The sequence below is a fragment of the Cyanobacterium aponinum PCC 10605 genome, from assembly GCF_000317675.1.
GTDB lineage: Bacteria > Cyanobacteriota > Cyanobacteriia > Cyanobacteriales > Cyanobacteriaceae > PCC-10605.
On record NC_019776.1, the window covers coordinates 376020 to 390025 of the forward strand.

Below are 14006 nucleotides of genomic sequence, written 5' to 3' on the forward strand. Positions count from 1 at the left end.
GAAGGAGAGAAAATTAAGCGGGTAAAAGTATTTATAATTGAGATAAACTACATTTGAATTAATTTTTGTAATTTGTTCCTAAGATTAATTATTTTTTTGATGATCAAGTTTTATTGGTTATGAGCCTCAATGTCTTATTTTTCAATATTTCTTTTCTCGAACTTAAGTGATTATCGATCTCAATTCCTTATTTTTTAGTAATTTTCTCCTTGAACTCAAGTAATTTAGAAAGTAAAAAATTGTGTGTATTTAATTAATCAGTTTCTTAACTTATTTCTCTTTATTTGAAGTTATCAAAATTCAATTTGGCTTAAACTAAAATTTGTCGTTAAGTTTTGTAAAGTTCTGATGAGCTTTACATTTTTTTTGTTTTAGGATTACGTTTAGGTAATCAAACTATATTTTATTTAAAAAGTATTTTCTTGCGAAATTTCAGTATAAAACTTGAATAATTAATACTTTTAACAATTGATAATACTTTGGTTACTATTTTTACTAGAAGAAAGTTAAACTCTTTTTCTTCTAAGATTATTGTGTGTTTATAGACAATTTTTGTGTACATATAATCTCAAAAAGAAATTAAAAAAAGACTTTTTTTGCTGTGGGGGCGACAAGGGAGCGGGAAGTATTGATGATAAAAGGATTTCAATGTTAAAGTTCTCGCAAAATTAGATATTCTGGAGCAAAATATTATCTTTGCCTGAAAAAATGTTTCAACTTCCTAATATTTATCAACAACATTTAAAGAATCAATTTAATTTACCTCAATATTTAACCCTTTATCTGCTACTCAATCTACTTCAGAATCTCAAAACTATTCGACTAGAAGAAATAGCTCGACGTTTTCCTTATCCTATTAAATTACGAAGCAGAGTTAAGAAATTACAGAGATTTTTAAGTTTAAAACAATGGAATATTAACAAAGTTTGGTTTCCCATTATTAAACAGTGGATATTGCAACAATGGCACAGGAAAACAATCATTTATTTAGTCATTGATAGAACTCAGTGGGGTGTAATTAATCTACTAATGGTAAGTTTAATTTATCATCATCGAGCTATTCCGATTTATTTTCAACTCCTAAATAAAAAAGGTAGTAGCAATTTTCAAGAACAAAAAGAAGTACTAGCTCCTAGTTTAAACTTATTAAAAGACTATAAAATTGTAGTTTTAGGAGATAGAGAATTTTGCTCTGTGGACTTAGCCAAATGGTTACTATATCAAGGTAAGGTTTATTTTGCTCTACGTTTAAAAAAGAACGAATACATACAAATATCAGAAATTTGGACTCAGCTAAATGAATTATATTTATGTCCGGGTATGTCTTGTTATTATCAAGGGGTAAAAGTAACCAAAAGTAAAGGATTTACAGGAGCAAGTTTAGTAGGAAAATGGCGAAGAAAATATCGTCATAAATCTAGTAAAGAGCCGTGGTTTTTGTTAACAAATTTAAAAAGTTTACCGGAGACTATCTCGGCTTATAAAAAAAGAATGGGTATCGAGGAAATGTTTAGAGATTTCAAATTAGGAGGCTATAATTTGGAAAGTACAAAAGTAGAAGGTGATCGATTAATAGCCTTATTAATCATAATAACATTAGCCTATAGTTGGTCAACATTTAGCGGTGAGGAAATAAAAAGAAAAGGAATAAGTGAATACTTAGTTAGACCGAAGGAAAAAGGAAGAAGTGATAAAAGATATAGTGATTTCTCCATTGGTTTTAATGGGCTAAATTTTCTTCAGGGAGTCTCAGTTTTTGAGGAACAATGGCAAGAATTGACCTCTTTATTTCCTCAGAAAAGCAGGTATTATCGTCAAGGGATGAGGGCTATAAGGCTTATACAATCAGCTTTTTGAGTTCTTTGTCGCCCCGACAGCTTTTTTTGTTTAACTTAATGATTGAATTATGATTACTAAAAATTTTGGTTCGTTTGAGGTTACGGGAAATTTCAGTTTGGTTAATAATAACAGCAATTTATTGCAAACATCCTTAAATGATACAACCACTATTACCATTGATGGTCGTGAAGTTTTAATTATTAAGGGACAAACCACTCTGAATTTAGGCACAGAGCAAATGACTGTGGATGGGGATATTTCTACTAATATTAGAAGGGATGCGATCGCGCAGCGCCACTTCGTGATCGAGATTTTTTCTGGGGAAGCAAGTTTTTCGGCAGGAAGTCAGCTTGGAGGGCGTGGGATAGAATTACATCGAAACTAAATATTAGTGGTTTTAGTGTTAATTTAACTTCTCTTGCTATTACTTCAGCAGGTTTACAAATTCAGGGGAGTATTACTTTACCAGAGATTCTCGGAGAAGAAACTGTCGCTATTGAAGACAATAATTTTATTGTGATTAATTCTGGGGGGGTTAGTTTAAATGGAGGTGAAATAGAATTATCGGGACAAAGAGAATTTCGTCTTGGTAGTCTCACCTTAGAAACTAATGATCTTTCTCTTGATATTTCAGAGAATCCAGAATCTTTTGTACTTCAAGGAGATGCTTCTTTAATTGGATTTATCCCGGTTAGTAATATTAGCGTTAGTGCTGATTTTGATCCTCCCGGATTTATTGAAATTGATCTTAATGGTAATCCTGTTTTGTCAGTAGATGGGGATGTTTCTTTATCCGATGTAGTTATTGTTGAAGATGTATTAGAACTGAAACAATTTGTTTTAGGTATTGATACCACTGATGATAGTCTTTCGGCAGATGCTATTTTAGATATTCCCGATGGTATTCAATTAGAAGGAGATATTTCTTTTCTGGATGGAAAGTTAGATGCGATCGCATTTCAATTGGATGCAGAAAACGGTATTCCTCTGTTTGAAGGAGTTACTTTAAATGGTTTTGGAGGAGATGTAGAGAATATTCTCGCCCAAGAGAATGCAGGAATTGATTTAACAAATACAACTCTCGGAGATGAAGGTATAAAGATAGCTAGTGCAATTATTAATGAAGACAATAAGTTTATTGACCCGGATTCAATTAGAGAATTTATTGTATTTGAAAGAGAGTTGGGTCTGATCTATTATCCTAAAGAGATTGAAAAAATAGAAGTCGGAAGTGGGAATGCGGAAGAAATCCGCCAGTCTCTACAGGAAAAGTATCCAGATAGTTTCGTTACTAATAGATTGGAAGAGATAGAACGTGAAGTATATATTTCCGATAGACGTTATTCTATTTTTGAAGGAGTGGAAGCCGATGGCAAAATACAAACCTCAGAACCAGTTTTTATCGGTGATATTGAGATAGATGCCGGTGTCCCTGATGGAGGCAGTATTTCTGTACCTGGTTTTTTAGGTGTACCTAATAACAGAGTTGATTTAGCAGACTTTATTTCCATAAAAGGAGATGTTTTATACACATCAGAAGTTTTAGCCTTAGCCGCAACTCTCGATTTATTTGATCCTAATATCGTCAAAGGAGATGGAACATTAGTACTAGACAGTCGTAGTAAAACGATTTCGGCAGATGTTAACCTTGATATTTTTAATGGACTAATTACCAGTAGTGATCAGTTTACAATTAACTCAAACTTCGATGTTGTTATCGATGGTGATATTTCCATTAATATCCCGAAAAAAATCGGTGGCTTTTCTGTCCCTTTTGTCGGTGGGAAAAGCATTCGTGCAGATTATGCCTTTCAATTTATTAATGATGGAAATTCCTCCAATGATTTTGTTGCTTTTTGGGGTCATGTTCCCGTTATTGGTACTTTTGGAGTGGAAGTATCTTTTAATGGTGATATAAGAACCATAGGTCATCCTCCTGCGGAAGAAACTGGTAGTTGGACTATTTCTGAAGGAACAGAATCTCTCTTTTTAGAAGCCACTTGGGAAAATTCTGTCAATGACGTTGAGATTATTATTGAAACCCCTAACGGCGAATTTTTAACAGAAGATGAATTCATGGCTAATGGAATTGAATTTGTTGATTTTTTGACCGATGCGGAAGGCAAAGTTGTCAAAATTGATAATCCTGCGGCGGGAGTTTGGGATATAAAGGTGCAAGAAGATTTTTTATCTCAAGTGGGAGAAGTTGCTTATCATGCAGTCTTAGGAGAAACGGAAAAACCAAGTTTAAAGATAGAAACTCCTACAGTGATAGAGGAAGATTCCACCGTTAATATTCCTTACCAATTAGAAGATGTTGATTCCGATGCAACAGTTTCTTTCTTTCTCGATCATGATAATAAAAACTTTGATGGTTTACTCATTGGCCATGCTTTACCTGAAGATAAAAATTCTTTTACTTGGAATACCAAAGGTATTGCCCCGGGTACTTATTTTATCTATGGAAGAGCTATTGATGAACAGAACGAGCCTGTTTTAGTTTACTCCTCTGACTTTATCACCATTACAGAAACCATTGATATTTCTTTAGAATATATACTTCCCGACACTGACGCAGTTATTAATCAACCTTTTACTTACCAATTAGAATTAAAAAATGATAGCGATCGCACTGCGACAGATTTAAGAATTGTTAGTAAATTAAAAGATAATGGGGAATTCATCTCTGCTAATCTACCAGTAGAGCAAAAAGGAAAAGAGCTTATATTCAATATTGATACTTTAGGAGCAAAGGAAACAAAAATCGTTGAAGTGACAATAACGCCCACCGCATTAGGTGAGTTAACTAATCGTTTAGAAGTAAGTCATCCTGCTTATGACGAGAATATCAACAATAATCACGAATTTTTCTCCGTGAATGTTGTCAATCCAGAAACCCAACTAACACGCCTAAATAACGATATTTTTTCAATCCTTAGTAATTCTTCTGCTAGTCAACTTGATTTTCAACTTCTCGGTGCTAATTCCGAATCCGTGAATGAGGTAGGTTTTTTCATCGTGGAAAATGAACAAGGTACAATTACCGATAATCAAGGTAATCAATTTAATCCTAATGACCAAGAATATATGCAAAAAGCATTATCTCAAAGTCAAGTAATTTTTTCCGCCCTAAATAATTTACCCAACGGTTTTGAACAAACTCAATTAACCCGAACTATTGAAAATTTACAAAATGGCGATCGCATCGTCTTTTTCTTTATCGAAAATGCCACAGCAAAAGATGTAATTCAAGGGAATACTGACTCTAATCAAGTGTTTTTTGGTTCAACCTTTAACCATAAGAACTTTAACCCTTTAGAAGTCACAATCTTGGGAGACAATGAGTTTAATTTAGCGTGGCAAACAGACGGAGATAATTCTACTTATGATGAAATGACATTATCCGTTAATAGTCGTGTAAATGATAATATCTCTAACAGTCCAATTATTAAACAAAATAACTCGTCTGAAATTATTGATTTAACAGAATTTGAAGAATCTGTTCCCGTTAATGTCTCTGTTTATCGAGAAGCCGCTTTCGATAATCTAGTTGGTTTTTATGCCATCGATGATTTATTGGGTAATGTGGGGGGAGTTTCTCCCGAAAGTACAAACTATCAACAAATAGCTCTCGAAAATAGAGTTCAAACCCTTGATTTAATACAAGTAGAGAATCAGCAAACTAAGACAATTTCTGGGTTTTTAGAAGGAGGTCAATTATTTGCACCTTTTATTATCAGTAACGGTAGTTTTGAGGATGCTTTAAATGGTTTAGCAGATGTTTATTTTCCTTTTTTGGGGGCAAATACTGATAAATTAGATCATATTCGTCTCCTAGCCGATAACACCTTTGGTTTTGAAGATTTAGCCAACGGAGGCGATCGCGATTTTAATGATTTAATTATCAGTCTTAATTCTACATCTACTTAGATCATATTAGAAATAAAGATGTTTTCTTAATTCTCAAATTTAGAATTGATTTTTGTGATAATTGATTTACAATGGACTTTGGATCAGTTTCTATATAAAAACGTGAATGAAAGTTTGAGTCAAATTCAAGAAAGTATCATTTTAATGAAATACTATAGCTTTGATCTCAGTGGCTATCAATTTAGGGAATTAATAGTTAAATGGACAAAAATTTATCCTCATAATTGGCTACCCTTAGCAGTCACTGAAGCTATTTATCAAGGCAGGTTAAAAGCTATTTCCGTAGAGCAAATTCTGAATGTATGGCAAAAAAAAGGTAAAATTCAACACAGTTTTAATTATGAATTTGTGAGGTTAGTTAAACCTGATTTTAGTGAAGAAGAACTAAATAAATATTTAGAAATTACTGGGAGTTTTCTGTCTGATTTGTTATCACAAGAAAACATCTCAAGAGATTATAATTGCAATGACCATGATAATAACTATATTGACGCAAACTTAACAGTTAATGATTTTAATCCCGTAGAAGATTTTTCCCATTGTTTTCAAAAATTAAGGGGTTTTATTACTAATAAATAAAAAAATAGAGGCTGATTGAATTCAACCTCCGTTTTCTTTAAATAAAGTTTAGTCGATGGGAAATAGTTTCAATTTTGTTCTAACGATTGTGAGATATATCCTAGCTATTTTGTCTAGTCACACGAGGATCGAAGTAATATGCAGGTACTCTCACTAAATAATCTGTTTCTTGACCTGTAACGGATTGTGCTAACTGATCAAAAGATTCAGAATTCCAATTACGTTCGTGAATGGTTTTGCTTTGTTCTCCTCGAAAATAAGCCTGAGTACCAATAATAGATACTGCTAACCAACCGATTACAAATAATGTGATTAAAATTGCCATAATGTTCAAGCTCCTTTGCTTGACTACACCTCTATGTTAACTTATGTAAAGTTTTATTGCAATAGCTTTACAAAACAGATTTTTATGGTTATCAAATCTTGACAAGTTCGGTTTATACGAACCCATGATTTCATGATCAACCTGATTTCGAGATAAAATTCTCGATGGGAAAAGTAAAGTTAAGGCTTTATCACTTCTCGTCGTGTAAATTATTAGTTAGGGTAGGCAAGAGGCAAGAGGCAATAGGCAATAGGGGATTATTAAATAATAATTTATAAACTTTTAATTTTTATTTTACTATAAACACTATTCAATAAAGGTTATAGAAGTTATTTTTTATTGATTTATCATAACCACACTCTGAAGAACCAAAGTTAATTAAACTTATCTCCTAGATAATTAATGCTTAAAACGGTAAGAAAAATTGCTAAACCGGGGAAAATTGCCATATGAGGAGATGTTGGCAAATATTCTTGGGCTTCATACAACATTCTTCCCCAAGTGGGAATATCTGGAGGAAACCCTAAACCTAAAAAACTCAGGGTTGATTCAACTATAATCCCGTTTCCGACGGCGAGGGTAGCGGCAACAATAATAATGTTAATAACATTGGGGAGAATATGTTGCCACATAATGCGTAAAGAATTTGCACCTAAGCTACGGGCGGCACTGATAAATTCTCTTTCTTTAATTTGCAAGAATGAACTTCTGACTAATCTTGCTACAGACATCCAATTTAGTAAGCCAATAATTAAAACTACTAGGCTAAAAATCCCTAATTCTGCTCCTAACAAGGATTTGACTGGATCTCGAAAAAGATAAATCACTAATAACAAAATAGGTAATTGAGGAAGGGAAAGACAAATATCTGTAATGCGCATCAATATATTATCTATCACTCCACCATAATAACCTGCGATCGCACCTACCATTGTCCCGACACTAATAGCGACTATCATGGAAGTTATACCCACTGTTAGGGATACTCTGCCACCAAATAAAATTCTCGCTAATTGATCTTGACCTAGATCATTTGTTCCAAAAGGGTGTTGCCAATTAGGGGGTAAAGATGACTGACTAAAATCAATCATATCGATAGGAGTAGTATAAACCAGAGGAAGGAAAATAATCGCAATAATGATAAAACTTAAAATGGTTAAAGCGACGATGGCTGTTTTATCTCTTATCAGTTTACTCCAAAATAGTTTGAGCATTTATTTGAGAAAGGGAGGGGATGAGTTCAGGAGAGAGGGAGATGAGGTGATGGGGGTATTGGGGTATCAGGAGGAGGTTAATTAAACACTTTTGCCCTCCCCCCTTGAGAGGGGGGATAAAGGGGGGTTTCTTTTAAAGGGAGACACAGAGGGGTTTCTTTATTGCTTTGTCTTAAATTACTAATTCCTAATTCCTAATTCCGAATTAATATAATTATCTTTCAATTTCCGCTAAAATTTCGGCTAAGATTTCTCCTGCACCCTGTTGCTTTAGTTTGTCTGCTAAATCTGCTCCTAGCTTTTCCGCTTGGGTGCGATCGCCTGTTACACTATCTTTTAGTAATTTTTGTCCGTCTAAACTGGCAACCATACCAATTAAAGTTAAATTGTCTCCTTCTAAAGAACTATTAACACCGATAGGAATTTGACAACCACCCTCTAAAACCCTTAAAAAAGAGCGCTCAGCTAGGGTACAATCACGGGTATTAGGGTCTTCAATGGATTTAATTATTTGTAATACTTTTTCATCTCCTGTACGGCATTCGATACCTAAAGCCCCTTGTCCTACAGCATGAAGAGATATTTCTGCTGGTATTACTTGATGGATGCGATCGCCCATTCCTAATCTTTCTAGTCCTGCCACTGCTAGGATAATAGCATCATATTCTCCAGCGTCTAATTTTGCTAAACGAGTGTTAACATTACCCCTAACATCCTTAAAGGTTAAATGGGGGAAGTGATGACGTAATTGTGCTAAACGTCTGAGGGAAGAAGTACCAATCACAGAGCCTTCTGGTAAGGTTTCTAATTGTTTATCTTTATGTTTTTCATGAACTACCAAAGCATCCGCAGGGTTAACTCTTTGAGTAACACAACCTAACATTAAGCCTTCGGGAAGATTGGTGGGTAAGTCTTTCAGAGAATGCACGGCAAAATCTACATCGCCATTAAGCATCCCTACTTCTAATTCTTTTGTGAATAAACCTTTATCTCCAATTTTTGCCAATGCCACATCTAAAATTTTGTCCCCTTGAGTACTCATTTTTTCCACTTCAAACTCAATATCGGGGAAACTATTTTCTAATTCTTTTTTTACCCAGTAAGTTTGCACTAATGCCAATTGGCTTTTCCGAGATCCAATTACAATAGTGTTTTCATTATCAACGGTTGCATTCATACTATAAACAGTTTTTATAAAAAATTTAGTGCCTTATCTAGGTTATCAGAAAAGGGGAAAGAGTTTGGAGTTCTGAGTTCTGAGTGATTAATTTTGATTGTTAATTTTTATGAAAATAGCTTGACATAATTCCGTCTATTTGAGCTATTAATTGAGTTAAATTACCATTATTATCAATCACTACATCAGCTAACTGCACTTTTTCTGTTAAAGACATTTGACTATTAATACGTGCGATCGCATCTTTTTTAGATAAATTATTTCTACTTTGTAAACGAGTTAATTGTTGTTCATAATCACAGGTAACAACCCAAATTTCTGAGACTAAATCAGTCATATTTGCTTCAAAAAGTAGGGGAATTGTAAAAATATTTATTTCTTCTGTTAATGTGGGAATTAAAGACCGAAAACAATTATAAACAAAAGGATGAATTTGACTTTCTAACCACTCTTTTTCTCGAATATCATTAAAAATAATAGTTCCCAATTTAGAGCGATTTAAAGTATTATTATCCAGTAAAATATCACTTCCATATCTTTCAATAATGGAAACAAAAATAGGAGAATCCACTTTGACAGCATCACGAGCAAAAATATCCGCATCAAAAACAGGAATATAATATTTATCTCGTAAATAATTAGACACCGTTGATTTTCCCGTAGCAATACCCCCTGTTAAACCGATGATTTTTGACTTGATATTATTTCCTTTCATACAAAGATATAATAAACTGTTTTAGAGATTATAAAAAAATTAATTAGGGTTTGCATTGAGAATCAAAACCCTTTTTAAACAAAGGTTTTAAGTACAATAAAATCTGAAAAATGCGCATTTTTGACATCTAAATCAAAATGATTAAGGCTCTTCTACAGCAGGGTTTTTCTATTCTCAAAAATGTCAATTTTTGAAACTAACAAATAACCTCAGTTCGGTTTAAGAATATCTGATAAGGTTAGGTGTCAGGTGTCAGGTTGCAGGTTGCAGGTGGTAGGGGTTTTTAGCAAGGGGCTTTCTTCTGACCTAGGCAAGGGGCTTAAGCCCCTTGTTTAAGTCAGTTCGGATTAAGGCAATTTTATCGTTATTTCTAAGAAACCATAAGGTTTTCTGACTGCGAGTTGGGATGCTTTCAGCTTATCCAAAACTCAGGTTAACAAATAGTAACAGATACCTTAAGGGGGGACAATAACTCTAAAAACCTTATAGGTAGCAGGTAGCAGGTGTTAGGTGTTAGGTTTTGTCTCCACTAATATTTATCATTATCTCTATTTACTCAATGGTTCAAATAATAGGCAAAACTATTGGATTATCAACATTTTGAGATAATATGTCTGGCTATTTATTTAGTAAATACAAAATACTGTTCATGTATTTAAAACCTGCAACCTGAAACCTGAAACCTAAAACCTACCCTCACTGCAGTTTCATTGTCTCCCCGTCAGAACAGATACATGAGTTTTTAAGTATTAATTAATCAATTATTGAGAAAAAACGCTCCCCTCTACTGTGGGAGAGGGGTTGGGGGTGAGGGCAAGATGATTTTGCCCTGACTTTGAAAAAACCCTGCTTCTACAGTAGTCATGATAAATTATTAGAAAATAACTGTTATAAACCTTATAATATATGGGACAAATTATAACAAAAATGAATTTTTTATAAATTAACAGTTTTTATTTCACCTGACACCTTTTCCTAAGCAATAATTGACACGACGAGAAGTAAGAGAGCCATGATTGACAAAAAAATAACAATTTATGAAAAATCTTTATTGTGCCAGAGTCTTTGATTTTTAAGTATTTTAGACTGTTGCCCTTCTCCCCTTTCAAGAGAAAACACAGAGGAATTTCCCTGTTACTCACCCTTTTGACACAACTTTTTTATCAACTCCTAAATTAAATCAAAATAATGAAAATTTTTTTAGCGGAATTTGATCTTTTTCACAAAATTGGTGGAGGACAAACATTTTATCGTAATATAATTACAAAAAATCCCCATCTTCAATTTTACTATTTAACTATAGAAGAAAAAATTAATGGTCAACGTCCTGCTAATGCTCATATTTTTCCTTATTATCAAAGATATATCAAATCTGATTTGAAAAAAATTGGGAATAATTTACCCCTAGAAAAAATAACTCGTCCTTTTTTACTCGCTTCCAATATAGCCTACTCTATTCGCCATCAAAACTTTGATATTATCGACTGTCCAGATTATGAACAATATGGCTTATTTTTACGGGATGCTTGTGACCATCATCAGGTAAAATATCAAAAATTAGCCCTTTCTTTACATGGGGTTGTATCTCAGAGTTTGATTCATGATTGGGTAATTGATAAAAACTATATTAACTCTCTGGAATTTGCTGAAAACTTACAATATCAAATAGTCGATATTCGCTATGGTATCAGTAAAAATTATTTAGAATTTTGGCAAGATAAATATGATTTTCTCAACTATTATTATCATCCTCTAAACTTTATTGATTTACCCCATAAAAAAATTAAAAACTATCATGATGTTACTCGAAAACCTATCTTAAATTTTATTGGTAGAAAAGAAAAAAATAAAGGAGCAGATATATTTGTTAATCTCTTAACTTTTCTTGAAAAAAAACTATATTCTTATGGCAATATCATCGGTGCTGATAGCCCAACTCTTAACGGCAAAACAGGAGAATATTATCTACAACAAATGCTAAAATTAAGAAATAGTAACATTAATGTTATATCATCATTAACAACTCAGCAATTAAATCAAAAATTTTCTGAGAATAGCGTTACTATTTTACCCTCTCGTTTTGATACCCTTAATTTTGTTGCCTTAGAATCGTTGTTAAATGGTTGCCCTACTATTATTAGTGATAAAGCTGGTATTTGTCGCTTTTTAAAAGATAACTTTCCTCAATTACCTTTTATCTCTATTGATATAAATAATTTTTCTGAATCTCTTAATAAAATTAGCCAACTATTAATTAACTATAATCAATCTCGTAATAGCCTAATTAAACAAGTAAATAATATCAGCTTTAATTTAGAACAATTAGGATTAAAATTAACAGACATTTATTATCAAGAAAATAATTATTCATCTCAAGAAAGAAAAAAAGTTAATGAATATTATCAGCAACTTATTAGTCATTGTTACAAAAAGCAATATTGGCAAAAAGAAACTATTGTTTCTTTATCTAAACAAATCCTTAACCCTCTCAATCATCAAAATCAAGTCTTAATTAAGACAGTCAAAAATAAGATAAGAACTCAGAAAAAACCTATTCATACCCAGCTAATAAAAAGCCTCTTTTTTTCCTCAGAATTTAAGAAAATTAACAACTTACCTGAAATATCTGCTAAAGATATTGATGATAAACTAACGCAGTTAAAAAATTTAGGTCATCCCCTCAATGCTTCTATGGAAAATAGACAAAAATGGAAAACAGGTCATTTTGTTAATAGGGTAAAAATATGGCAAGAAATTGCTAGATTAGAAAAATTAAGGAGTAACGATTTATTATCTGCTTGTTATGAAGCTAGAATTATTCGTAGTTTAAATCAAGATAAATTTAAGCAATTACAATTCATAACTGAAACCTTTAATAACCATAATTTGAATCAAGAGGCAGAAGTTATTAATTTACTCTATCAACCTTCAAAAAATAATAGTAAATTATGCCATCAATACCTACTAAATAATTATCAAAAACATCTTAACTATCAAGAAAAACCCTACGAATTTATCGAAGATTATCGGCAGAAAAAAAATTATCGAGTTTCGATCGCAGTTTCATTGTACAATGCGGAAAATAAACTGGGCTTCTTTTTATCAATTCTGATCCAACAAAGTTTATTTCAGAAACAAGAAGCAGAAATAATACTCGTTGATAGTGCCTCTCCTCAAAATGAATATCAACTCTTTCAGACACTATTACCCCAACTAAAACACCAAAATATTCCCATTGTCTATGCCCGTAGCGAAAAAAGAGAGACTATTCAAAGTGCTTGGAATAGGGCAATTTTATTATCTCAATCCCCTTATATTACCTTTTTGGGAGTTGATGAAATGATTACTTGTGATGGTTTAGAAAAATTAGCGGCAAAACTAGACTCTAATCCTGAATTAGATTGGGTTATAGGCAATAGTCTTGTCACGGAAGTGGATTATCAAGGTAACTGGAGACAGGATGTAATGACTTATAGTCGAACTAAATTTAATCAAAACTTAGTTTACTTAGATACCTGTTACTTAACTTATGTAGGCGGGTTATACCGTAAAAATATTCATAAAAAATTTGGTTTCTACGATGAAACATTCAGAGGTGCAGGAGATACAGAATTTAAAAACAGAGTGTTACCCTATATCAAAACCGGTTTAGTCGAAGATGTTTGGGGTATATTTTGGAATTATCCAGATGAGCGCACAACCCAAAACTATTTTACTGAATTAGAAGATTTACGGGCATGGTATGTATATCGTAGTTTGGGCGGGATTGAATATGGTTTCAGAGAAAAAAATCTTGAGGATATAGAAAACTTATTATTACTTTGCTTAAATTATCGTAAATCATTTTTAGAAACTCATAGCACAGATTTTGATTTAGCATGGCACATAATTCAGTATTTAGAACAAAATTACCCTAAGTCAAAATATTTATCTATTAAAAAAAATATTGATATTATCCAACAAACTTTAGTCTCTTTAGAATTAGTAAATAACAAAAAAAATACCGATAATATTTTATTTTTATGTTTATACAGGGGCATTGAAAAATATAAAAAGCAATCTAAAACCTTTAAAAAATATTTAGATTTTGATTTTAAAGATATTTACTTATTATTTAATGATAATCGCTACGAGCAACATTTTTATTCTTGGTAAAATGTGAGTTAATTTAAGTGGGAAGTTCAACCTGATACCTCATTCTTAACTCCTAACTCATTACTCATTACT

At 32.4% G+C, this 14006-nt stretch carries 9 protein-coding genes; 5 read left to right on the top strand and 4 right to left on the bottom strand.

The genetic code is table 11. From position 1 onward, the window contains the following. The first annotated feature begins 708 nt into the window (after positions 1-708). The 4 genes from CYAN10605_RS01505 (at position 709) to CYAN10605_RS01520 (ending at position 6348) form a co-directional block, all read left to right on the top strand. Positions 709-1857: an IS4 family transposase gene (locus CYAN10605_RS01505; RefSeq protein WP_015218172.1), complete on the top strand. Its 1149-nt coding sequence runs from the start codon at positions 709-711 to the stop codon at positions 1855-1857. A gap of 49 nt (positions 1858-1906) precedes the next feature. Then, entirely contained in the window at positions 1907-2224 is a 318-nt protein-coding gene (locus CYAN10605_RS01510) for a hypothetical protein (RefSeq protein WP_015218173.1), read from the top strand. A 131-nt stretch (positions 2225-2355) separates the two neighbouring features. Continuing rightward, the gene (locus tag CYAN10605_RS01515; RefSeq protein WP_015218174.1) at positions 2356-5769 is read left to right on the top strand and encodes a DUF4114 domain-containing protein; all 3414 of its coding nucleotides are present in this window, start codon (positions 2356-2358) and stop codon (positions 5767-5769) included. Between the two features lie 54 nt (positions 5770-5823). Continuing rightward, positions 5824-6348 (top strand): hypothetical protein, encoded by a 525-nt coding sequence (locus CYAN10605_RS01520; protein WP_015218175.1) that lies wholly within the window; start codon positions 5824-5826, stop codon positions 6346-6348. 100 nt (positions 6349-6448) lie between these two features. Here the strand turns inward: CYAN10605_RS01520 and CYAN10605_RS01525 are convergent, their stop codons facing one another. The 4 genes from CYAN10605_RS01525 to coaE form a co-directional block, all read right to left on the bottom strand. Continuing rightward, positions 6449-6673, bottom strand: a complete 225-nt coding sequence (locus CYAN10605_RS01525) for a photosystem II protein, Psb35-related (RefSeq protein ID WP_015218176.1) — start codon at positions 6671-6673, stop codon at positions 6449-6451. Positions 6674-7047: 374 nt separating this feature from the next. After that, positions 7048-7887: an ABC transporter permease gene (locus CYAN10605_RS01530; RefSeq protein ID WP_015218177.1), complete on the bottom strand. Its 840-nt coding sequence runs from the start codon at positions 7885-7887 to the stop codon at positions 7048-7050. 214 nt (positions 7888-8101) lie between these two features. Then, positions 8102-9064: a hydroxymethylbilane synthase gene (gene hemC / locus CYAN10605_RS01535; RefSeq protein ID WP_015218178.1), complete on the bottom strand. Its 963-nt coding sequence runs from the start codon at positions 9062-9064 to the stop codon at positions 8102-8104. A 100-nt stretch (positions 9065-9164) separates the two neighbouring features. Next, positions 9165-9779 carry a dephospho-CoA kinase gene (gene coaE, locus CYAN10605_RS01540; RefSeq protein ID WP_015218179.1) on the bottom strand — a complete coding sequence of 205 codons (615 nt, stop codon included), beginning with the start codon at positions 9777-9779 and terminating at the stop codon, positions 9165-9167. Positions 9780-10967: 1188 nt separating this feature from the next. Between coaE and CYAN10605_RS01545 the strand changes: the two genes are divergently transcribed. Beyond that, positions 10968-13934, top strand: a complete 2967-nt coding sequence (locus CYAN10605_RS01545; RefSeq protein WP_015218180.1) for a glycosyltransferase — start codon at positions 10968-10970, stop codon at positions 13932-13934. Positions 13935-14006 lie beyond the last annotated feature (72 nt).

Bases quoted from the DNA above. Each gene is read 5' to 3' on its own strand.
- CYAN10605_RS01545 (WP_015218180.1), top strand. From the start codon at position 10,968: ATGAAAATTTTTTTAGCGGAATTTGATCTTTTTCACAAAATTGGTGGA.
- CYAN10605_RS01510 (WP_015218173.1), top strand. From the start codon at position 1,907: ATGATTACTAAAAATTTTGGTTCGTTTGAGGTTACGGGAAATTTCAGT.
- hemC (WP_015218178.1), bottom strand. From the start codon at position 9,064: ATGAATGCAACCGTTGATAATGAAAACACTATTGTAATTGGATCTCGG.
- coaE (WP_015218179.1), bottom strand. From the start codon at position 9,779: ATGAAAGGAAATAATATCAAGTCAAAAATCATCGGTTTAACAGGGGGT.
- CYAN10605_RS01525 (WP_015218176.1), bottom strand. From the start codon at position 6,673: ATGGCAATTTTAATCACATTATTTGTAATCGGTTGGTTAGCAGTATCT.
- CYAN10605_RS01505 (WP_015218172.1), top strand. From the start codon at position 709: ATGTTTCAACTTCCTAATATTTATCAACAACATTTAAAGAATCAATTT.
- CYAN10605_RS01530 (WP_015218177.1), bottom strand. From the start codon at position 7,887: ATGCTCAAACTATTTTGGAGTAAACTGATAAGAGATAAAACAGCCATC.